Annotated in this window: 24 protein-coding genes and 1 tRNA gene; 19 read left to right on the plus strand and 6 right to left on the minus strand. The window is 52.9% G+C overall.

What is annotated here, in order from left to right; translation table 11 throughout:
* The first annotated feature begins 140 nt into the window (after positions 1-140).
* A complete protein-coding gene (locus tag IE038_RS14535; RefSeq protein WP_170060333.1) occupies positions 141-512 on the plus strand; it encodes a plasmid mobilization protein in 372 nt (123 codons plus the stop codon).
* Complete coding sequence (locus IE038_RS14540; protein ID WP_189395830.1) at positions 509-2,470, plus strand: relaxase/mobilization nuclease domain-containing protein; 1,962 nt, start codon at positions 509-511, stop codon at positions 2,468-2,470. The genes IE038_RS14535 and IE038_RS14540 overlap by 4 nt, the downstream gene beginning before the upstream one ends.
* 15 nt (positions 2,471-2,485) lie before the next feature.
* Here IE038_RS14540 and IE038_RS14545 read toward each other — a convergent pair whose 3' ends face one another.
* Positions 2,486-2,710 carry a hypothetical protein gene (locus IE038_RS14545; protein WP_143129380.1) on the minus strand — a complete coding sequence of 75 codons (225 nt, stop codon included), beginning with the start codon at positions 2,708-2,710 and terminating at the stop codon, positions 2,486-2,488.
* Between the two features lie 400 nt (positions 2,711-3,110).
* Positions 3,111-4,694, minus strand: coding sequence for a replication endonuclease (locus tag IE038_RS14550; protein WP_189395831.1), 1,584 nt, complete (start codon positions 4,692-4,694; stop codon positions 3,111-3,113).
* A 785-nt stretch (positions 4,695-5,479) separates the two neighbouring features.
* On the opposite strand from IE038_RS14550, the gene IE038_RS14555 reads away from it, so the two are divergent.
* Positions 5,480-5,980 carry a hypothetical protein gene (locus IE038_RS14555; RefSeq protein ID WP_130207428.1) on the plus strand — a complete coding sequence of 167 codons (501 nt, stop codon included), beginning with the start codon at positions 5,480-5,482 and terminating at the stop codon, positions 5,978-5,980.
* A gap of 67 nt (positions 5,981-6,047) precedes the next feature.
* On the opposite strand, the gene IE038_RS14560 is transcribed toward IE038_RS14555, so the two are convergent.
* The 3 genes from IE038_RS14560 to IE038_RS14570 form a co-directional block, all read right to left on the minus strand.
* Positions 6,048-6,497 carry a surface-adhesin E family protein gene (locus IE038_RS14560; RefSeq protein ID WP_130207430.1) on the minus strand — a complete coding sequence of 150 codons (450 nt, stop codon included), beginning with the start codon at positions 6,495-6,497 and terminating at the stop codon, positions 6,048-6,050.
* A 14-nt stretch (positions 6,498-6,511) separates the two neighbouring features.
* Positions 6,512-6,820: a hypothetical protein gene (locus tag IE038_RS14565; protein WP_130207432.1), complete on the minus strand. Its 309-nt coding sequence runs from the start codon at positions 6,818-6,820 to the stop codon at positions 6,512-6,514.
* 301 nt (positions 6,821-7,121) lie between these two features.
* A tRNA-Leu gene (locus tag IE038_RS14570) sits at positions 7,122-7,206 on the minus strand.
* A gap of 108 nt (positions 7,207-7,314) precedes the next feature.
* Here IE038_RS14570 and queA point away from each other — a divergent pair.
* From queA to IE038_RS14600, 6 genes are all read left to right on the plus strand, one after another.
* Positions 7,315-8,364, plus strand: coding sequence for a tRNA preQ1(34) S-adenosylmethionine ribosyltransferase-isomerase QueA (gene queA / locus IE038_RS14575; protein ID WP_163935052.1), 1,050 nt, complete (start codon positions 7,315-7,317; stop codon positions 8,362-8,364).
* 14 nt (positions 8,365-8,378) lie between these two features.
* A complete protein-coding gene (gene tgt / locus IE038_RS14580; protein WP_163935084.1) occupies positions 8,379-9,494 on the plus strand; it encodes a tRNA guanosine(34) transglycosylase Tgt in 1,116 nt (371 codons plus the stop codon).
* A 46-nt stretch (positions 9,495-9,540) separates the two neighbouring features.
* Positions 9,541-9,876 carry a preprotein translocase subunit YajC gene (yajC, locus tag IE038_RS14585; RefSeq protein WP_163935055.1) on the plus strand — a complete coding sequence of 112 codons (336 nt, stop codon included), beginning with the start codon at positions 9,541-9,543 and terminating at the stop codon, positions 9,874-9,876.
* Between the two features lie 63 nt (positions 9,877-9,939).
* Positions 9,940-11,808: a protein translocase subunit SecD gene (secD, locus tag IE038_RS14590; protein ID WP_163935058.1), complete on the plus strand. Its 1,869-nt coding sequence runs from the start codon at positions 9,940-9,942 to the stop codon at positions 11,806-11,808.
* Positions 11,809-11,817: 9 nt separating this feature from the next.
* On the plus strand, positions 11,818-12,729 hold the full coding sequence (secF, locus tag IE038_RS14595) for a protein translocase subunit SecF (RefSeq protein WP_163935061.1): 912 nt from the start codon (positions 11,818-11,820) through the stop codon (positions 12,727-12,729).
* Positions 12,730-12,852: 123 nt separating this feature from the next.
* Positions 12,853-13,401, plus strand: coding sequence for a glycine zipper 2TM domain-containing protein (locus IE038_RS14600; RefSeq protein ID WP_163935064.1), 549 nt, complete (start codon positions 12,853-12,855; stop codon positions 13,399-13,401).
* A gap of 104 nt (positions 13,402-13,505) precedes the next feature.
* Here the strand turns inward: IE038_RS14600 and suhB are convergent, their stop codons facing one another.
* On the minus strand, positions 13,506-14,321 hold the full coding sequence (gene suhB, locus IE038_RS14605; RefSeq protein WP_065761348.1) for a type III secretion system regulator SuhB: 816 nt from the start codon (positions 14,319-14,321) through the stop codon (positions 13,506-13,508).
* A gap of 145 nt (positions 14,322-14,466) precedes the next feature.
* Here suhB and trmJ point away from each other — a divergent pair, with 145 nt between their 5' ends.
* The 10 genes from trmJ to iscX all read left to right on the plus strand — a co-directional run bounded on the left by trmJ (position 14,467) and on the right by iscX (position 21,688).
* On the plus strand, positions 14,467-15,240 hold the full coding sequence (gene trmJ, locus IE038_RS14610; protein WP_189395832.1) for a tRNA (cytosine(32)/uridine(32)-2'-O)-methyltransferase TrmJ: 774 nt from the start codon (positions 14,467-14,469) through the stop codon (positions 15,238-15,240).
* Positions 15,241-16,008: a serine O-acetyltransferase gene (gene cysE / locus IE038_RS14615; protein ID WP_065761350.1), complete on the plus strand. Its 768-nt coding sequence runs from the start codon at positions 15,241-15,243 to the stop codon at positions 16,006-16,008.
* 152 nt (positions 16,009-16,160) lie between these two features.
* Positions 16,161-16,652 (plus strand): Fe-S cluster assembly transcriptional regulator IscR, encoded by a 492-nt coding sequence (iscR, locus tag IE038_RS14620; RefSeq protein ID WP_065761351.1) that lies wholly within the window; start codon positions 16,161-16,163, stop codon positions 16,650-16,652.
* A gap of 42 nt (positions 16,653-16,694) precedes the next feature.
* A complete protein-coding gene (locus IE038_RS14625) occupies positions 16,695-17,909 on the plus strand; it encodes an IscS subfamily cysteine desulfurase (protein WP_163935067.1) in 1,215 nt (404 codons plus the stop codon).
* Positions 17,910-17,955: 46 nt separating this feature from the next.
* Complete coding sequence (gene iscU, locus IE038_RS14630; RefSeq protein ID WP_002552476.1) at positions 17,956-18,342, plus strand: Fe-S cluster assembly scaffold IscU; 387 nt, start codon at positions 17,956-17,958, stop codon at positions 18,340-18,342.
* A gap of 28 nt (positions 18,343-18,370) precedes the next feature.
* Complete coding sequence (gene iscA / locus IE038_RS14635) at positions 18,371-18,694, plus strand: iron-sulfur cluster assembly protein IscA (RefSeq protein WP_163935069.1); 324 nt, start codon at positions 18,371-18,373, stop codon at positions 18,692-18,694.
* Positions 18,695-18,702: 8 nt separating this feature from the next.
* Positions 18,703-19,224 carry a co-chaperone HscB gene (gene hscB, locus IE038_RS14640; protein ID WP_189395833.1) on the plus strand — a complete coding sequence of 174 codons (522 nt, stop codon included), beginning with the start codon at positions 18,703-18,705 and terminating at the stop codon, positions 19,222-19,224.
* Between the two features lie 41 nt (positions 19,225-19,265).
* On the plus strand, positions 19,266-21,128 hold the full coding sequence (gene hscA / locus IE038_RS14645; protein ID WP_189395834.1) for a Fe-S protein assembly chaperone HscA: 1,863 nt from the start codon (positions 19,266-19,268) through the stop codon (positions 21,126-21,128).
* A 3-nt stretch (positions 21,129-21,131) separates the two neighbouring features.
* Positions 21,132-21,473, plus strand: a complete 342-nt coding sequence (gene fdx / locus IE038_RS14650; protein ID WP_163935071.1) for an ISC system 2Fe-2S type ferredoxin — start codon at positions 21,132-21,134, stop codon at positions 21,471-21,473.
* Positions 21,474-21,487: 14 nt separating this feature from the next.
* On the plus strand, positions 21,488-21,688 hold the full coding sequence (iscX, locus tag IE038_RS14655) for a Fe-S cluster assembly protein IscX (protein ID WP_028942766.1): 201 nt from the start codon (positions 21,488-21,490) through the stop codon (positions 21,686-21,688).
* The last annotated feature ends 53 nt before the right edge of the window (positions 21,689-21,741 follow it).

Genomic DNA, 21,741 nt, shown 5'->3' on the forward strand with positions numbered 1-21,741 from the left:
TTAACTTGATATTAGTAGTTCGAAAACATTACAGGCGAGCAATGTAAATGTATAGCACCTCACTTCGTTCGTTGCTTACATTTACGCTCGATTTTTCGCACTACGTTTGAAAAATTAAAATCAACAACCATGAGGAATGTATGAGTGATAATAAAAAACCAAGACAGATGAATGTAAGAATATCCGAAAGTGATTACGAAAAGATTGAGCACGAAAGGGGAATTATACACAAAAGCCAGTCCGGCTATATTTCCCACATCATTAATAATGGCATCAGTGAAATTATTGAAATCACCAATCCTGAGCTTAGACAAGACATTGATAAAATTGAAAGGTTTCTGGGCGGATATGGAAACAACCTAAATCAAATAGCTAAAAGTCTAAATGCGAATGAGACACCACCTTTTGATATTCTAAAAACGCTAACTGCACTCGACCAAAACATAACTATACTTACTAAAAAGTTGGGCAAATTAAAAAATGAGACATTAAGAAACGTAGGTAAGTCATGATACGTGAAAAGCTAAGCACTCAAAAATCTAAATCAAAGATTTACAAAACAGCCAAATACTTCAATAAAGAAGAAGGCTGCGTTTTATTCGAGTCAAATATTTACACGCCTTTGAATGCTTCAAAGAAAGATATTGCGAAAGCAATATCACAATCAATTGAAAGCGATATTACTGACAACAAGAAAGGTAGAAAGCAATCCGTTAGAACCCAGCACGATGTTGTTAGCTTTCATACGAATGACAATATTACACCAGAGCAAGCCCGTGATATTGCAAAAGAACTTTATGAGGCCACGCATAAACTTTCAAATAGAAAGTATTCGTTAGGCGTTCACATTGATACAGATGAGGTTCATGTTCATATTGTGTGGGCTTTAAAAGATTTTAATGGCAAGTGTTACAACGTCAGCAATGACTACCGTGTTATTGAAAGAGAATGTGAAAAGCTTGAACAAAAATACAATCTAATAGTTCCCGAAAATCGAATTTCAAGAGACATGGATGAACTCGACAAAATAAAAGAGCTAACACTGCAAGATAAGAAAGACATTATCAACAAGAAATACAAAGACAAGCATCCATCAACAAAAGAAAGAATGCTTGACGTTCGTGGCGTTATTTCTAACAAGAAACAAATGAAAGACGCTTTGAGTGATTTCCTTAACAATGCTTCCAGCCCATCCGACTTCATCAACCAGATAACCGAGAATGGTTTCAATGTCATTCACAATGGCAAATCATCTTTCTCCATTCAACATGAAGACCAGATATTCAAAGCATCCGAGCTTGGCCTATCTTACAAAACACTTAAAGCGAAACTAGGTGATGACACTGGCTTTGAGCAGACTTTAAAAAATAAGCACAACGTAAAGGAATACGAAAATTGTTCAATCGCTTCAACCGAAGCAGAACCCGACTACATGAAAAAGATTAAACCAAACTCAGTGCTTGCTACTAAGTTCAAGTTTATTCAGCATAGTGACAAGGTTGAATATTTCTATAATTCAGCCAGTAGCAAGAAATCATTCGAGTATTACAAAGACCCATCAAAAGTTTCATTCCATGATTTATCAAGACAGTCAGCAAAGGCTGGCATTCAAAGACTTGTTGCCGACGCCAAACCACCACAATCATTTACAGTGAATGGCCCTGATTACTTCAAGAAGAATGTATGGCTCGAATTTCAGCTAATGGGATTGGAAGCCAAAGGCTTCAAGCTTGAAGGCTACAAACCTACCCCAGCAGATTTAGACGAATTGAAGAAAATTCAGGAGCAATATGCTTCGATGAATAAGAAGGCCGATCCTAAACCGCAACCAGCACCAGAAGCCCCTACGGTGGCCGTAGAAGCACCTAAACCAGTTGAGCCTGTCATGCCTATACCTCTTCAAAAAGCTCCTGAGAAGCCACCAGAGCCTACAAAGAAGGTTGAACAAGAAAAGGTTACGCCAACCAATGATGGCTTAATTGATGACTTGCACGATATGTTCCGGCCAGCCATAGCTACCCCTGTCGCACAAGCTCCCACAGAAGCCGTAGAACCACCTAAACCAGTAGAGCCTGCCATAGATGAGTTTTACATACCGATGGCACCAGAACCGCTTGCAGAGCCTGAAAATCACAAGATTGATGGAGACTATTCAACATATTCGAATGATGAACTTGTTGAAGAATTTGAATGGTTACAACCGAGACTAAAGAAAAGTTCATTTCCGGGTAATAGCAAGAGAGATATTGCCGGACATAGAGAGATGGACAACATCCCAGAAAATCGTAATGGAATAAAAACTGGAGATGTTAAACGTCAATATGAATTCAGAGAGAAGCTCTATAATCTATTTGATGAAATTAAAGAAAGAGACCCAGCGGCAGCAAAACAGCTTGAACAAGCTTTTAAAGCACAGATGGCAAACAAAAGAGCGGTTACGTTTGACTTAAAACCACAGTTAACAAAATAGCCCTATCAGGGCTTTTTATTTGTCTTGGATTTGAAAGTTTCTAATTCCAACTTGTAGCGTTACATCTTTGTTGAACCCGTTAACTTTGCTTACATTTAAGTATTCTTTCATACAATCATTTATAAAGCGTGACAACGGAAATTTGTGAGTATTGGCAATTTCTCTAAATTGATTATGTGTTTCAGCATCGAGTGTGATGGTGCAAACTTTAAGATTTGCTTTTGCTTTTGGTTTTTTCATTAGTGTCCCTTTCTTATTTATATATATTTATTAGAGCACAAATAAAAGCAAAGTCAAATAAATACATATTTTTCTTGACAAAATTCAGGCACAAAAAAACCAGCATTAGCTGGCTTTGTTATAAGTCCCTTATACATTCGTCTTGATATTCGTAAGGAACTCTACTTTGGTCTACCAGCACCTTGAATGTGTAATCTAATGGGTCAAAAATCAAATGACAAACACTTTTGTCATGTGCATTCTTAACATCTTTATATAAACCATAAAGACCTAGTTTTTTTGTATATTTTAAGATTTCTTTTCTTTTGCTAGTTACCCTTATTAGTTGCATGCTCATAATCTCCTGTTCTTGATAACAATATAACATGCGATTATAAATAATCAATAGATAAGTATTTATTTATTGCAACTCGGCAGCATCAAGCAATGCAGTATCAACAATTTTGTAATTTGCTTTTATATCAATCATTTCTTTTGTGCTCAAATCAATTATGTATTTACCTATTAGTCTTTTTCCGAAAACATCACCGAGCAGGTCATTCTTAAATACTTGTATTTTGCTGTATAGCCTCATTATTTTTAGGTTTCCATTTACAAATATAGAGAACCCAATGAAATCGTTCTTGTCCACAAATGCGAACGCCTTATCAATAACGTCATTCTTGCCTTTCAAGAATGATTTTCTTTTCAGCTCTCTCCACAATGAAAGCGTATTCTTAACGCCGAACATTGCATATCTACGCACAGACCACAGTGCTTGAACTGCTCTAACTTTTTTGTGATTTGAGATTTCCAACTTATCTACATTTAGGACGCCGCCTTTTAACTCGAATTCCAAATTGAATGACTTAGTTAGATACTTCATCACGTATGATGTTGCCTTGCTTTTCTTTGCGTCAATTTCTTCAATTCTTACGGCGTTTTCCGAGTGTCTAAAATGCTTGTTAATCAAGATTACTAATTCGTCATAATGTTTCTTATTAACATACATTAAAGCGTGCTTATGAAAGCACTGGTCTTTGTGAGGTTCGACTGCCCAGAAACCATTCATCTCAATCTTATGTCTATGGATGTCTTTTCTAAAAGCATTCCATAAGCCTTTCAAGTAATCATTGCTATCCTTTGGGGTTGAACCGTCCCAAGAACTAACGCCTTTCGACGGCTTTGGATGAAATCTTGCCGGAGCGGTAAAAGTTATGAAAAGAGGCTTATAGTCAAGTTGTTTGGCATAGGCGTCCAACGATGAGACTTGGATAAATATCTCAGCAAATCTTTGCTTTTCAGTGCTTGCTACTTTCCATAGTGGGATTTTCTTGTTGTTTTCATTAACAAGAGATTTCTTCATTATGTAATCAAGCTGGCTGGCTTCGTCAGCTTCTCTATTGCGAACAACTTCATCACTACAAATCTCAAATGCTCGACCGGAACCAATCAAACCTGAGTGCAGCTTTAAAAGTTCGCTTCTTTGTTTTTGTATTCTTTTTATTTGTGATTTAAGTCTTTTCTCATCAGCAATGTTGATGAGCTTGTCTTTTATAGTTGACCCTTTAATGTCCTTTATTTTGATACCATAACCGATATCCCAATCATTCTTTATGCGTGAAAAAATACTCTCGCCGGAGTCATCGTTGTCGAGGTTTCTCTGCTTTATTATTAGTTGCTCTTGAGTTCTCTCGAAAACAAACGTGATATTTTTGACGATTTCGTCCAAATCGCCAGCTAGAATGTATTTATGTCGTATCTTCCAGCATCTATATTCACTGCAAGTGGCAACCCAAGTGAATTTATTTTTGAGGTTTCTTATTTCTTTGGCTATGTTTTCACGCTTTCTTTTTGATGAGTTATTTAACTTATTTTCAAGACATTCCTTTGCAATCATCTTTTTTTCGATGGCTCGCTCAAAAAAATACTGCCTTTCACATTCTGCAAAGAAAAATTCAGGAGTAAGATTTTTAAGGATTATGCGTTGTGGAATAAATATCATGAAAGTTATTATTGTTCGTTACTAATACAAATACCATGCCGTGCATGGTTGTCAAATAAATAAATATTTTTACTTTCTAACCTGTAAAAAAGCTGATTTTTTTAAAAATCAAAAACGGTCAAAAAAACCTATAAAATCAACTTGCGACACTTATTTAAGAGTTATCCAAGAAGAGCGTAAAAAGCATAAAGCCGCCCTAGCAGGCGAAAAGCTTCTGGGTATTGCGAACAAAGTTCGCATATGAAAATCAAAAGCGTAAAGCTCAAAATTTAATTCCAAATACATTTGGAGCAGCAAAACTTTTAAATATCAAAACTTATGAAACGGCTGTTTTTAGACGATTTACCATCTTATTCGTATGGTAATACCTAGAATTAAAACACGCCGTTTTTAACGTGTTTTTGTTAGTGCCCTAAAAAAGAGCGTTGATTTTTTTGCACGTTTTCATGTCAGTTTTTTGAGTTTTCATTTTCTTGGGTAGCCGTTTTTTGGCTTAAAAACAATGAAATTCGTTGTCAATAGAAAATTGAAAATATATTTATGGTGCAACCTTAATCATCAAATAGAGTTCAACCTTATTCTTTAAATTTCTCAAAATTGAAAATGACCCTCTGAAAATCTGTATGAAGAAACGTCGCGTTCATCTGGTCATTTATCACGCTTGAACAAGTTCAGCCGCTAAAAACGACCTTGACGGGTGTGTGAACCATTCACAGAGCATAGCCATATCTGATACTATTTAACAAAATTATGACGCGATGACCTTAACTCTGGATGATTAATCAATGGCTTTATTTGATTTTTTCAAAAAAAAGAAAACCCAAGAAAAAGAACCCAAAAGATACCCCATAACACCTGAAATGACTGATGGAGTTTCTTTTGTATACTCTTTAATTAAGGACCAATTTTTTTTAATTGAGAAGTCTGGTGTGAAAACGCCGCCGCTTCTTTACAAAGGAGATAATGGGGATTACGAAATTAACCAATGGCTTGCTGGATATATTTCTGGATTTTATGACGCTTTTCTTCAGTCTAAAAATCAGAAATATGACCCCAACGCTCTTGAATTGATTTTCAGCGTATTATACGGCGAGGAAGTCGCGGAAGAAGGTATAAAACAATGCATCGTAGCCATGATGACACTAGGGGACAAAAGCGATAATCTTTTCAAAGTCGCGTTTGAAGAATTTGACGATGGTCTATATGCAGGAGGGAATAACTTTTTTGATTGGAAAGATAAAAAGATATTTGCTCCATTAGGTATCTATAACAAATATGCTATGTGATTTTCCCTGACGAGTCTATGAAGGATTTTTCACCTGTTATATAGCATGGCCATATGTGTTAGCGGCCCTAGTCCTGCTTACAAAAAAAGGTGTTCAGTCCTTCACCGATAGTATCGGGTATGGTCCTTGTCCACTCTGCACGTTTGTTGGACGTGTGATTTAACGTTTTTCCTGAAAAATCATAATCAATGCTTTCAGTAACCCTAGATGTTCCATTATTACAATTGATCTCGTAAAGGTTCATCGAAATTTCAATTTCACCATCTTTTTCGTTGTCGCAGATGACCCTGTCCATAGGGCTTTTCATAAATAGGTTTCCGCCACAGCTTTTGGGTTGTGGGTATTCGACTTTAAACCAAAGCTCATAGCGACCTTTATCGTGTCTTAGAACACCTTTCGTGAATACCTTCTGGCCGTTAACGCCATCACTAAATTGGTGCCAAGGGTCGTTTGCTACGAACTCTTGGACGTTAGAAGGAGCAGCAGCCGCTACCCCTAGTGGGAGAACGGCAGCCAAGACGAGTGCTAACCTCATTTGGCTAACAGCCCTCCGACTTCTTTCCGCAATTGTTCAACGACCACGTCAAGCATTTGAGGGAAAGTCTCTCCGAAAAATTTCGCCTCAGTCTTAAAGGGGTGGCCCATTGACGCCTTGTTGACGCCGAAGGCTTCACCTTGATCGGTCAATTTCCTGAATGACTTCATCACACCGTTGCCGGTGGTGCTCGCATACTCAAAGCTTTCCGCGTAACCAGCTTTCAGCAGAGCATTCATGATGGTGCTCGCGTCGAATGAGACGCCGTGGTCAGCAATCAAGGCTTTGAGGGATTTTGCTTGCATGTGGCTTTCCTTGCGTGGTGGCGTTTTGCCTAGGCTAATCCTCGCCTGAGCCACACATCTATGCAACCCATGGTTGACCCTTTTACGCACTGCTGCAGAGCCGCAGCACTTCAAGCGGTCTGGATCAGAAAGGATGGCTTAAACGCACAGTCTCTCGCGTGAATGCAAAGCAAGAAGACTACTGCCGGGAGGCAGTTTTTCCCAAGAAAAGGGTATGAGAAGGGTAGATTTTTTGGATAGAAAAAGGGGTAGAAATTTCTTTCTACCCCTTCTCTAAGTCCTTGATTTACAAGGAGAATGTTGGTGCCCCGAGGGAGACTCGAACTCCCACTCCTTTCGAAAACGGATTTTGAATCCGCCGCGTCTACCAATTCCGCCATCAGGGCTTGTGGACGCGGAGTATAAAGAGGTGCCTACCGTTGGTCAATCAGCTTTCATGGTGAATTTTTGTCGATTCCGCTAAACTTTCCGGCCCTGTCAAACCGAACACCATCATGCGCGTCGCCGATTTTTCCTTTGAGCTCCCAGATTCCCTGATCGCCCGCCATCCTTTGGCCGAGCGCCGCAGTAGCCGGCTGTTGACCCTCGATGGGCCAACGGGGGCATTGGCGCACCGGCAATTTACCGATTTGCTCGAGCACCTGCGCCCGGGCGATCTGATGGTGTTCAACAATACCCGGGTGATCCCGGCGCGGCTGTTTGGCCAGAAGGCCTCTGGCGGCAAGCTGGAGATTCTGGTCGAGCGCGTGCTCGACAGCCACCGCGTGCTGGCCCATGTGCGCTCCAGCAAGTCGCCCAAGCCCGGTTCGCAGATTTTGATCGACGGCGGCGGCGAGGCCGAAATGGTCGCGCGCCACGATGCGTTGTTCGAGCTGCGTTTCGCCGAAGAGGTGTTGCCGCTGCTCGACCGCGTCGGGCATATGCCGCTGCCACCCTACATCGACCGCCCGGATGAAGGCGCCGACCGCGAGCGTTATCAAACCGTGTACGCCGAGCGTGCCGGTGCGGTGGCCGCGCCAACCGCTGGCCTGCATTTCGATGAAGACCTGCTGGCGAAGATCGCCGCCAAGGGCGTCGACACGGCGTTCGTTACCCTGCACGTAGGGGCGGGCACCTTCCAGCCGGTGCGGGTAGAACGCATCGAAGACCACCACATGCATAAAGAGTGGCTGGAGGTCGGCCAGGACGTGGTCGACGCCGTTGCCGCCTGCCGTGCGCGCGGCGGTCGAGTGGTGGCGGTGGGCACTACCAGTGTGCGTTCGCTGGAGAGCGCCGCACGCGATGGCGTGCTCAAGCCGTTCAGCGGTGACACCGACATCTTTATCTTCCCGGGCCGGCCGTTTCATGTGGTCGATGCCCTGGTCACCAACTTCCATTTGCCCGAGTCCACGCTGCTGATGCTGGTTTCGGCCTTCGCCGGTTACCCGGAAACCATGGCCGCCTATAAGGCTGCGGTGGAAAACGGGTACCGCTTCTTCAGTTACGGTGATGCCATGTTCATCACCCGCAATCCGGCGCCACGTGGGCCCGAGGATCAAGCATGAGTCGCACCTGTCGTATGTCCTTTGAGTTGCTGGCCACCGACGGCAAGGCCCGTCGTGGTCGGTTGACCTTCCCCCGTGGCGTGGTGGAAACCCCGGCGTTCATGCCGGTGGGCACCTATGGCACGGTCAAGGGCATGCTGCCGCGGGATATCGAGGCGATCGGTGCGCAGATCATCCTTGGCAATACCTTCCACCTGTGGCTGCGCCCGGGTACCGAGGTCATCAAGGCCCATGGCGACCTGCACGACTTCATGCAGTGGAAAGGTCCGATCCTCACCGACTCCGGTGGTTTCCAGGTGTTCAGCCTGGGCGCCATGCGCAAGATCAAGGAAGAGGGCGTGACGTTCGCCTCGCCGGTAGACGGCTCCAAGGTGTTCATGGGCCCGGAAGAGTCGATGCAGGTTCAGCGCGACCTGGGCTCGGACATCGTGATGATCTTCGACGAATGCACCCCGTACCCGGCCGATGAAGACGTGGCACGGGTATCGATGGAGTTGTCGCTGCGTTGGGCGCAGCGCTCCAAGAACGCCCATGGCGACAGCACGGCGGCGTTGTTCGGCATCGTTCAGGGTGGCATGCACCAGAACCTGCGCATGCGTTCGCTGGAAGGCCTGGACAAGATCGGCTTCGACGGCCTGGCCATTGGCGGCTTGTCGGTAGGCGAGCCGAAGCATGAAATGATCAAGGTGCTGGATTACCTGCCAGGGCAGATGCCTGCTGACAAACCTCGTTACCTTATGGGGGTAGGCAAGCCGGAGGATCTCGTTGAGGGTGTGCGCCGCGGCGTCGACATGTTCGACTGCGTGATGCCTACGCGCAACGCGCGCAACGGTCATCTGTTTGTCGATACAGGCGTGCTTAAAATCCGCAATGCGTTCCATCGCCATGATGATTCGCCGCTGGACCCAACCTGTGATTGCTACACCTGCCAGAACTTCTCCCGCGCTTATTTGCATCATCTGGATAAATGCGGCGAAATGCTGGGTAGCATGTTGAATACCATCCATAACTTGCGGCATTACCAGCGCTTGATGGCTGGTTTGCGCGAGGCTATTCAACAAGGTACATTGGCCGCTTTCGTTGATGCCTTCTACGCCAAGCGCGGGCTGCCTGTGCCGCCTTTGGATTGATGTTTTGCCGACCCTTACAAGTACTATTTCGCAACTGGAGTGCTAAATGAGCTTTCTGATTCCTGCCGCATACGCGGACGCCGCTGCCCCTGCTGCCGGCCCTGCCGGTACCGGTTTTGAGTGGATTTTCCTGGTAGGTTTCCTGGTCATCTTCTACCTGATGATCTGGCGCCCACAGGCCAAGCGTGCCAAAGAGCAGAAGAACCTGCTGAGCAATCTGCAGAAGGGTGACGAAGTTGTTACCAACGGCGGTATTGCCGGCAAGATCGTCAAAGTTGCCGATGACTTCGTAGTGCTCGAAGTGTCCGACTCGGTTGAGCTGAAGTTCCAGAAGGGCGCCGTTGCTGCGACCCTGCCAAAAGGCACGCTCAAGGCGATCTAAGTTTAAGTCTTTTACCAATCGACGGGGCGCGCAAGGCGCCCCGTCTCTTGAACGGGCGGCGTGATGCTGAACAAATACCCTTTATGGAAATACGCGCTGATCGTGCTGGTGCTGGCGGTCGGTTTCATTTATTCCGCTCCCAACCTCTACCCTGACGATCCGGCTGTTCAAATCAGCGGTGCAAGTACTGCACTGCAGGTTGGCCAGGCCGATCTGGATCGTGCCAGCAAAGCGTTGAGCGATGCCGGTATTCAGGTCAAGGGCGCGAGCCTGGGTGAGAAGGGCAAGGGTGGCCTGCTGCGTTTGACCAAGCAGGAAGACCAATTGCCTGCCAAGGACGTAGTGCGCAAGGCGCTGGGTGACGATTACGTCGTGGCGCTGAACCTGGCTCAAACCACTCCGCAATGGCTGCGCAAGTTGGGTGCAAGCCCAATGAAGCTGGGTCTGGACTTGTCCGGTGGTGTGCACTTCCTGCTGGAAGTGGACATGGACAAAGCCATTACCGCACGCCTGAAAGTGTATGAAGGTGAAGTCAAAACCCTGCTGCGTAAAGAGCGTGTGCGCTACCGCAGCCTGCCGCAACAAGACGGCACCATTCAGTTGGGCTTCGCTGACGATGCAACCCGCGAGCAGGCACGTGCCCTGATCCGCAAGAATTTCAACGATTTCGAGCTTACGCCAAGCGAGCGTAACGACATGGCCGTGTTGGGCCTGTCGATTTCGCCGGCCAAGCTGATCGAGATTCGTGAGTACTCCATCAAGCAGAACTTGACCACGGTACGTAACCGCGTCAACGAGCTGGGTGTTGCCGAGCCACTGGTTCAGCGCCAGGGTGCCAACCGCATCGTGGTGGAGCTGCCGGGCGTGCAGGACACTGCCGAAGCCAAGCGTATTCTCGGCAAGACTGCCAACCTCGAGTTCCGCCTGGGTGCAGAGCCGGGTGCTTCGAAAGCCACGACCGAATCCTTCGAGTTCCGTGAAGGTGGCCGTCCGCCGGCTGCGGTTGAGCGTGGCCTGATCATCACGGGTGACCAGGTAACCGATGCTCAGGCGAGCTTCGACGAGCATGGTCGTCCGCAGGTGAACATCCGTCTGGATGGTCATGGCGGTGAGCTGATGAGTCGTGCTACCCGCAGCAACGTCGGTCGCAGCATGGCGGTGATCTTCATCGAGCAGAAGCCGATGACCCGCTATGAGAAGCAGATGGTCGATGGTGTCGAGAAAGACGTTGCCATCCAGAGCTTCAAGGAAGAGAAGCGCATCATCAGCCTGGCGACCATTCAGTCGCCGCTGGGCAGTCAGTTCCGTATCACGGGCCTGAACGGCCAGGGCGAATCGTCGGAACTGGCCCTGTTGCTGCGTGCCGGTGGTCTGGCTGCGCCGATGTACTTTGCTGAAGAACGTACCATTGGCCCAAGCCTGGGTGCGGACAACATCACCAAGGGTATCGATGCGTCGCTGTGGGGCATGCTGTTTGTCTCGCTGTTCATCATTGCCATCTACCGCTTCTTCGGTGTGATCGCTACCGTGGCACTGGCAGGCAACATGGTGCTGCTGCTGGCCCTGATGTCCATGCTGGGTGCTACCCTGACCCTGCCGGGTATCGCCGGTATCGTACTGACCATGGGTATGGCGGTAGACGCCAACGTGCTGATCTTCTCGCGGATTCGTGAAGAACTCGCCAATGGCATGTCGGTGCAGCGCGCCATCCATGAAGGTTTCGACCGTGCCTACACTGCGATTCTCGACGCCAACCTGACCACCCTGTTGGTCGGCGGCATCCTGTTCGCCATGGGTACCGGGCCGGTCAAAGGCTTTGCGGTGACCATGTCCCTCGGGATTTTTACCTCGATGTTCACGGCCATCATGGTGACCCGCGCGATGGTCAACCTGATCTTCGGTGGGCGTGACTTCAAGAAGTTGTGGGTTTAAGGGGCTGCCATGTTACGTACCATTAACTTCATGGGCGTGCGCAACGTTGCGTTCGCCGTCACCATGCTCCTTACCGCACTGGCCTTGTTCAGCTGGTTCCACAAGGGCTTGAACTTCGGTCTGGACTTCACCGGCGGTACGCTCATCGAGCTGACCTACGAGAAGCCGGCCGACCTGGGCAAGGTGCGCGAGGAGCTGGTTCAGGCTGGCTTTGGCGACGCCGTGGTGCAGAGTTTTGGCGCTACCACTGATCTGCTGGTGCGGATGCCGGGCGATGATCCGCAACTGGGTAACCGTGTTGCCGAAGCGCTGCGCAAGGTCAGTGGCGACAACCCGGCCGTGGTCAAGCGCGTCGAGTTCGTCGGCCCGCAGGTGGGTGAAGAGCTGCGTGACCAGGGCGGCCTCGGCATGCTGCTGGCGCTGGGCGGCATCCTGATCTACCTGGCCTTCCGCTTCCAGTGGAAATTCGCGGTCGGGGCCATCGTGTCGTTGATCCACGACGTGGTCGTGACCATGGGTATCCTGTCGTTCTTCCAGATCACCTTCGACCTGACGGTGCTGGCGGCGGTCCTGGCGATCATTGGTTACTCGCTCAACGACACCATCGTGGTTTTTGACCGGGTGCGTGAGAACTTCCGCGTACTGCGCAAGGCCTCGCTGATCGAGAACATCAACATCTCCACCACCCAGACCCTGCTGCGTACCGTGGCCACCTCGGTTTCGACCCTGCTGGCGATTGCTGCGCTGCTGTTCTTCGGTGGCGACAACCTGTTCGGCTTCTCCATTGCACTGTTCATCGGTGTTCTGGCGGGTACCTACTCCTCGATCTACATCGCCAACGTGGTGTTGATCTGGCTGAACCTGAGCAGCGAAGACCTGATTCCACCGGTGAAAACCGAGGAAGTGGACGAGCGTCCGTAAGTACGCCGTTTACCCGGTCAGCAGTACCTCAAAGGCGCGAGTGTTGAACTCGCGCCTTTTTTTATGCTCCAAGGCTTGGAGAAGCACGGGCAATCACCCGTCTGTACGGTCTGGAGGTTTCACGTGAACAAGTCGATGCTAGTGGGTGCGGTACTGGGTGCCGTCGGTGTAACGGCCGGGGGCGCTGTGGCGACCTACAAACTGGTGAATCACGGTCCTGAATATGCACAGGTGCTGGGTGTTCAGCCGATCAAACAAACCATCAAGACGCCACGGGAAGTCTGTAAGGATGTCGCGATAACCCGTCAGGCGCCGGTCAAGGACCAGCATCAGATTGCCGGTACCGTGCTGGGTGCGGTGGCAGGTGGTCTGTTGGGCAATCAGATAGGCGGTGGTACCGGCAAGAAAATTGCCACCGTGGCTGGCGCGGTAGGGGGTGGCTATGCGGGTAACAAGGTGCAGGAAAACATGCAGAACAAGGACACCTACACCACCACCGAGACGCGCTGCAATACGGTCCATGACTTGAGTGAAAAGGTCGTTGGCTACGATGTGAAGTATTCGATTGGCGACAAGGTTGGCAAGGTGCGCATGGACCGAGACCCAGGTTCTCAGATCCCGCTGGACAAGAATGGTCAACTGATCCTGGGGCAGGCGCCGGCAGGGCAGTGAGTCTGTGATGTGGGAACTGGCTTGCCAGTGATGTAGCGCTTAAACAAAAGCCCCTGGCCTTTCGGTCAGGGGCTTTGTCTTTAGCCTTGCAGCCTGGTCGAAACTTAGCGTTTCAGCGAGGCCGGCAGGTGCGGCTGGATCGCCGTCAGTACTGCCTTGAAGCACTTGATGTTGCCAGCAACGATGTGGCCTTTTTCCAGGAAGTCGTGACCACCGGTGAAGTCGCTCACCAGGCCGCCAGCTTCTTGAATCAGCAGGGTGCCTGCAGCCATGTCCCACTCGGACAGGCCCGACTCCCAGAACGCATCGAAACGACCGGCGGCCACGTAGGCCAGGTCGAGGCTGGCGGCGCCAGCACGGCGGATGCCTGCGGTCTGGCCAACCAGGGAGCGGAACATGCCCAGGTAGTTGTCCAGGTTGTCCATCTGGTTGTCACGGAACGGGAAGCCGGTACCCAGCAGTGCGCCTTCCAGGCTGGTGCGGGAGCTGACGCGCAGGCGACGACCGTTCAGTTGGGCGCCACGGCCACGGCTGGCGGTGAATTCTTCCTGGCGGACAGGGTCCAGGACAACGGCGTGCTCCAGGCGACCACGGTACTTGCAGGCGATGCTGACAGCGAAGTGCGGTACGCCGCGCAGGAAGTTGGTGGTGCCGTCCAGTGGGTCGATGATCCACAGGTAGTCTTCACCTTCGCCGCTGCCGGCGTGCAGGCCGGTCTCTTCGCCGTAGATGGCGTGGGTAGGGTAAGCCTTGCGCAGGGCCGCAATGATGGTTTGCTCAGCGGCGCGGTCGACCTCGGACACGTAGTCCTTGGCGTCCTTTTCATCAACCTTGATGGTATCCAGGCGCTCGATGGAGCGGAAAATCAATTCACTGGCGCTGCGGGCGGCGCGCAGCGCGATATTCAGCATGGGCTGCATGGACGTTTCACCTGGGTCGTTAAAGAAAGCCGCACATTCTATCAGAAAACTTTCCGCTAAGAAGGGCGACATTTGCTTTCGTAGCGTAACGTCGGTCGGTTCTGTAAGATTTGCTCCCCCTTTACCATGTCTGTGAGCCCTTGCCGTGCTGCAAAATATTCGTGTTGTCCTGGTCAATACCAGTCACCCCGGCAATATCGGTGGGGCTGCGCGTGCCATGAAAAACATGGGCTTGTCGCGTCTGGTACTGGTTGATCCGCAACATTTCCCCTCTCACGAAGCCAGTGCCCGTGCGTCGGGTGCCGATGATGTGCTGGCGGGTGCCAAGGTGGTGGCCACGCTTGAAGAGGCGTTGGTCGGTTGTACGTTGGTGGTGGGTACCAGTGCCCGTGATCGGCGCATTCCCTGGCCAATGCTCGACCCACGCGAGTGCGGTGCCAAGGTGGTCGAGGATGCCGGGCAGGGCGCTGAGATCGCCCTGGTGTTCGGGCGTGAGCACTCCGGCCTGACCAATGACGAGCTGCAGCGATGTCATTATCACGTGCATATCCCGTCCAACCCCGACTTCAGCTCGCTGAACCTTGGGGCTGCCGTGCAGGTGCTCGCCTATGAGGTGCGCATGGCGTGGCTGGCCATCGAGGGGCAGCCGTCGAAGGTCGAGAAAGTCGAAGTGGCGTCGGTGCGCAGTGGCGAGCTGGCGACCATGGATGAGATGGAGCTGTTCTACGAGCACTTGGAGAAAACCCTGGTCGAGATCGGATTTCTCGATCCGGAGAAACCCAAGCACCTGATGTCGCGCTTGCGTCGACTGTATGGGCGTAGTTCGGTGAATCGTTCGGAAATGAGTATTTTGCGCGGCATTCTCACGGAAACCCAGAAAGTGGCCCGTGGCGAGCCGCATAAGCGGAAGGATCAATAGATGTTCGAGCGTCTGCGTGAAGATATCCAAAGCGTTTTCCATCGCGACCCGGCTGCGCGCAATGCCTTCGAGGTGCTGACCTGCTACCCGGGTATGCACGCGATCTGGCTGCATCGCGCGGCGCATGCCTTGTGGGTGCGGGAGTGGAAGTGGCTGGCGCGGCTGGTGTCGAACTTCGGCCGTTGGCTGACCGGTATCGAAATTCACCCGGGTGCCAAGGTTGGGCGGCGTTTCTTCATCGACCACGGTATGGGTATCGTGATCGGCGAGACGGCCGAGATCGGCAATGACGTCACCCTGTATCAGGGCGTGACCCTTGGTGGTACCAGCTGGAACAAGGGTAAGCGTCACCCCACCCTGGAGGATGGCGTGGTCGTCGGTGCCGGTGCCAAGGTGCTGGGCCCGTTCACGGTGGGCGCCGGTGCCAAGATCGGCTCCAATGCCGTGGTGACCAAGGCCGTGCCGGCCGGTGCGACGGCGGTGGGTATTCCGGGGCGGATCATCGTCAAGACCGATGCCGAGCAGGAAGCCAAGCGCAAGGCCATGTTCGATGCCTATGGCGTCAGTGAAGACATGCCGGACCCGGTTGCGCGCGCCATCGGTCAGTTGCTCGACCATCTGCATGCGGTGGACGGGCGCCTGGAGGACATGTGTGGTGCGCTGAAGAACCTGGGCAGTGACTACTGCGCCAAGGAGCTGCCAGCCCTGCGTGACGAGGACTTTGCCGAGGTCAAGGCCGAGCCGCGTAGCGACGCCGCGACGCATTGACAGAAGGGGCGTGTGCTCACGCCCCGACTTTGCTATTATTCCGCGGCCGTCCAGGCGCAATCCCGACTAAAGCACTAGGTCTTATAGTTGACTTAAATGCTCGGGAATAGCATACTCGCTCACATCCCGTAACTCCGTGGTACCTACTAGCCATGCGACTGACTACAAAAGGCCGATACGCCGTGACCGCCATGCTCGACCTGGCATTGCACGCGCAGCATGGGCCGGTGTCCCTGGCCGACATCTCCGAGCGCCAAGGCATTTCCCTTTCTTATCTGGAGCAGCTGTTTGCCAAGCTGCGTCGTAGCAGTCTGGTTTCCAGTGTGCGCGGTCCAGGTGGCGGCTATCAGCTGTCGCGAGACATGGGGAGCATTCAAGTCGCGCAAGTTATCGATGCGGTCAATGAATCGGTCGATGCTACGCGCTGCCAGGGCCTGGGTGATTGCCACGCCGGCGATACCTGCCTGACTCACCACCTGTGGTGCGATCTCAGCCAGCAGATTCACGAATTCCTCAGCGGTATCAGCCTGGCTGACCTTGTCACTCGCAGTGATGTGCAAGAAGTCGCCCAGCGTCAGGACTTGCGTCGAATCGCAGGCCGGGCACCGCAGCTGGACAAGATTGAGACGTCCGCCGTCGAATGACCGTTTCGACGCGCGACGCGACCGCCTGATAGGAGATATTCAATGAAGTTGCCGATCTACCTCGATTACTCCGCGACCACCCCGGTCGACCCACGTGTCGCGCAGAAAATGAGCGAGTGCCTGCTGGTCGACGGGAACTTCGGTAACCCGGCCTCGCGCTCCCATGTCTTCGGCTGGAAAGCCGAAGAGTCGGTCGAGAACGCTCGTCGCCAGGTTGCTGACCTGGTCAATGCCGACCCGCGGGAAATTGTCTGGACCAGCGGTGCTACCGAGTCCGACAACCTGGCAATCAAGGGCGTCGCGCACTTCTATGCGTCCAAGGGCAAGCACATCATCACCTCCAAGATCGAGCACAAGGCGGTCCTGGACACCACGCGCCAGCTGGAGCGTGAAGGTTTTGAAGTCACCTACATCGAGCCCGGTGAAGACGGCCTGATTACCCCGGCCATGGTCGAGGCGGCACTGCGTGACGACACCATCCTGGTTTCGGTCATGCACGTGAACAACGAAATCGGCACCATCAACGACATCGCTGCCATCGGTGAGCTGACCCGCTCCCGCGGCGTGCTGTTCCATGTCGACGCGGCTCAGTCTACTGGCAAGGTCGAAATCGACCTGCAGAAGCTGAAGGTCGACCTGATGTCCTTCTCGGCGCACAAGACCTACGGCCCTAAAGGCATCGGCGCGCTGTACGTCAGCCGCAAGCCTCGCGTACGCCTGGAAGCGATGATGCACGGTGGTGGTCACGAGCGCGGCATGCGTTCCGGCACCCTGGCTACCCACCAGATCGTCGGCATGGGTGAAGCCTTCGCAATCGCCAAGCAGGAAATGGCCAGCGAAAACCAGCGCATCAAGGCTTTGAGCGAGCGCTTCTTCAAGCAGGTCGAAGGCCTGGAAGAGCTGTACGTCAACGGCAGCATGACTGCCCGCGTCCCGCACAACCTGAACCTGAGCTTCAACTACGTCGAAGGCGAGTCGCTGATCATGGCACTCAAGGACCTGGCCGTTTCGTCTGGTTCTGCCTGCACCTCGGCATCGCTGGAGCCGTCCTACGTGCTGCGCGCCCTGGGCCGCAACGACGAGCTGGCACACAGTTCTATCCGTTTCACCTTCGGGCGTTTCAGCACTGAAGAAGAAATCGACTATGCCGCGCAGAAAGTGTGCGAGGCAGTGACCAAGCTGCGCGAATTGTCGCCGCTGTGGGACATGTACAAAGACGGCGTCGACATCTCCAAGATCGAGTGGGCTGCGCACTAAGTAGTCGCCAGCAAGAGCGGCTCTCTGATGAGGAAGGAATTGCACCATGGCATACAGTGAAAAGGTCATCGACCATTACGAAAACCCGCGTAACGTCGGCAAGATGAATGCCGAGGACCCGGATGTTGGTACCGGCATGGTGGGCGCGCCTGCATGTGGCGACGTCATGCGCCTGCAGATCAAGGTCAACGAGCAGGGCGTTATCGAAGACGCCAAGTTCAAGACCTACGGCTGCGGTTCGGCTATCGCTTCCAGCTCCCTGGCCACCGAGTGGATGAAGGGCAAGACGCTGGACGAAGCTGAAACCATCAAGAACACTCAGCTGGCTGAAGAACTGGCGTTGCCGCCGGTTAAAATCCACTGCTCGGTACTCGCCGAAGACGCTATCAAGGCGGCTGTTCGCGATTACAAGCAGAAGAAAGGCTTGCTCTAAGTCGCTTGTTGCAGGTTAAGGAGTTCCGATGGCTATCAGCATGACAGAAGCCGCCGCCAACCATGTGCGGCGCTCCCTCGAAGGACGTGGCAAGGGTGAGGGTATTCGCCTGGGTGTCCGTACTACTGGCTGCTCCGGTCTGGCCTATGTGCTGGAATTCGTCGACGAGCCAGGCAGCGAGGACGAGGTCTTCGAGAGCCATGGCGTGAAGGTGATCATCGACCCGAAAAGCCTGGTTTACCTTGACGGTACCGAGCTCGATTTCGTCAAGGAAGGGTTGAACGAAGGCTTCAAGTTCAACAACCCCAACGTGCGCGGTGAGTGTGGCTGCGGCGAAAGCTTCAACGTTTGAGGCTTCTTGTGGGTACTCCTTGTCATTTCGCCCTGTTTGACCTGCAACCCGGCTTCCGCCTGGACCTCGACCAGTTGGCCGCGCGCTATCGCGAGCTGGCCCGCGAGGTCCATCCGGACCGATTCGCCGATGCTTCCGAGCGTGAACAACGCTTGGCGCTGGAGCGTTCGGCAGGCCTCAACGAAGCCTACCAGACGCTCAAGAGCGCGCCGCGCCGTGCCCGTTACCTGTTGGCAATCGGCGGCCATGAAGTGCCGCAGGAAGTCACCGTCCACGACCCTCAGTTCCTGCTGCAGCAGATGCAGTGGCGCGAGGAGCTCGAAGACCTGCAGGACAGTGCCGACCTCGATGGCGTGGCGGCCTTCAAACGCCGCTTGAAAGCTGCGCAGGAGGCCCTTAATGAGGACTTCGCTGCTTGCTGGGATGTGGCTGCGCAGCGTGAACAGGCCGAGCGCCTGATGCGCCGCATGCAGTTCCTCGACAAGCTCGCCTATGAAGTGCGCCAGTTGGAAGAGCGCCTCGACGATTAACCCGGTGCCGCCCTGGCGGCCCCTCTGGTACCCGAATAAGCATGGCCCTACTGCAGATCGCTGAACCCGGTCAGAGCCCTCAGCCCCACCAGCGTCGTCTGGCGGTGGGCATCGACCTTGGCACCACCAATTCGCTGGTTGCTGCACTGCGCAGCGGCCTTTCCGAGCCACTGGCCGACGCCGAAGGGCGGGTTATCCTGCCGTCTGCGGTGCGTTACCACGCTGACCATGTCGAGGTCGGGCATTCGGCCAAGGCGGCTGCGTCCAGCGATCCGCTCAATACCGTATTGTCGGTCAAGCGCCTGATGGGGCGTGGCCTGGCGGATGTCAAGCAATTGGGTGATCAGTTGCCTTACCGCTTTGTTGGCGGTGAGTCGCACATGCCATTCATCGACACCGTGCAGGGTGCGAAAAGCCCGGTGGAGGTTTCGGCCGAGATCTTGCGCGTGCTGCGCCAGCGGGCTGAAGACACCCTCGGCGGTGAGCTGGTGGGTGCAGTGATCACCGTACCGGCGTATTTCGACGACGCTCAGCGCCAGGCCACCAAGGATGCCGCCAAGTTGGCGGGCCTCAACGTATTGCGCCTGCTGAACGAGCCGACGGCGGCTGCGGTCGCCTATGGCCTGGACCAGAATGCCGAAGGCCTGGTGGCCATCTATGACCTGGGTGGCGGAACCTTCGATATTTCCATCCTGCGACTGACCGGCGGTGTGTTCGAAGTGCTGGCCACCGGCGGCGACAGTGCGCTGGGTGGTGACGATTTCGATCACGCCATCGCCAGCTGGATCGTCGAGCAGGCGGGCCTGTCGGCTGATCTCGATCCGGGTGCGCAACGCCAGCTGCTGCAGGCGGCGTGTGTGGCGAAGGAAGCCCTGACGACTGCCGATAGCGTGCCGGTGGTGTACGGCCAATGGCAGGCAGTGCTGACCCGCGCAGCGTTCGATGCACTGATTGAACCCATGGTTGCCCGCAGCCTCAAGGCCTGCCGTCGCGCCGTGCGCGACAGTGGTATCGAGCTGGAAGAAGTGGGTGCGGTGGTGATGGTCGGTGGCTCCACCCGCGTACCGCGCGTGCGTGAAGCAGTGGGCGCGTTGTTTGGGCGTACGCCATTGACCGAAATCGACCCGGATCAGGTCGTGGCCATTGGTGCTGCCATTCAGGCGGATACCTTGGCGGGCAACCGTCGCGAAGGTGGCGAATTGCTGCTGCTTGACGTGATCCCGCTGTCCCTTGGTCTTGAGACCATGGGTGGCCTGATGGAGAAGGTGATCCCGCGTAACACCACGATTCCTGTGGCTCGCGCTCAGGAGTTCACCACCTATAAAGATGGCCAGACGGCCATGATGATTCACGTGCTGCAGGGTGAGCGAGAGCTGATCAGTGATTGCCGTTCCCTGGCGCGTTTTGAACTGCGAGGCATTCCGGCCATGGTCGCCGGTGCTGCGAAAATCCGTGTCACCTTCCAGGTTGATGCCGATGGCCTGCTCAGCGTAGCGGCCCGTGAACTGGGTTCGGGTGTCGAAGCCAGCATTCAGGTCAAGCCGTCCTACGGTCTGACCGACGGTGAAATCGCCCGCATGCTCAAGGATTCCTTCGAACACGCCGGTTTCGACAAGACCGCACGCCAGCTGCGCGAGCATCAGGTCGATGCCCAGCGCTTGATCGAAGCGGTGCAGGGCGCCCTGGATGTCGATGGTGACCGTTTGCTCGATGCTGAAGAGCGTCTGGCGATCGAGCAGCAGATGCAAGACTTGCGTGAATTGATGACCGGTACCGATGGCGCGGCCATCGAGCAGCAGACCAAGCGTCTGTCGCAGGTGACCGATGCTTTTGCTGCCCGCCGCCTTGATTCGACGGTCAAAGCCGCGTTGGCCGGGCGCAACCTGAATGAGATCGAGGAATAACTGATGCCGCAGGTGATTTTTCTGCCCCACGAGAAGTTCTGTCCGGACGGTCTGGTGGTTGAGGTGGAACCGGGTACGAATATCCTGGAGCTGGCCCACGAGCACCATATCGAAATGGAAAGCGCATGTGGCGGCGTGTGTGCCTGCACCACCTGCCATTGCATCGTGCGGGAAGGTTTCGATTCGCTCGAGGAAGCTGACGAGCTCGAAGAAGACATGCTCGATAAGGCCTGGGGGCTTGAGAGTCAGTCGCGTCTGGCCTGTCAGGTGTTCGTCGGTGAGGAAGACCTGACTATCGAGATTCCGAAGTACACGATCAACCTGGCCGCCGAAGCGCCGCACTGATTCAAGGAGCCATCATGAGTCTGAAATGGGTTGATGTACTTGAAATTGCAATCCAGCTTGCGGAAAGCAAGCCGGAAGTCGATCCTCGTTATGTGAACTTCGTCGATCTGCACCAGTGGGTGCTGGCATTGCCGGAATTCAGTGACGATCCTCAGCGTGGCGGCGAGAAGGTTCTCGAAGCCATCCAGGCGGCCTGGATCGAAGAAGCCGACTGAGTACGCTCGGCAGGTTAGGCAATCCCTCAGAACCCGCGTATAATTCGCGGGTT

This window comes from Pseudomonas laurentiana (genome assembly GCF_014648275.1).
Lineage (GTDB): Bacteria > Pseudomonadota > Gammaproteobacteria > Pseudomonadales > Pseudomonadaceae > Aquipseudomonas > Aquipseudomonas laurentiana.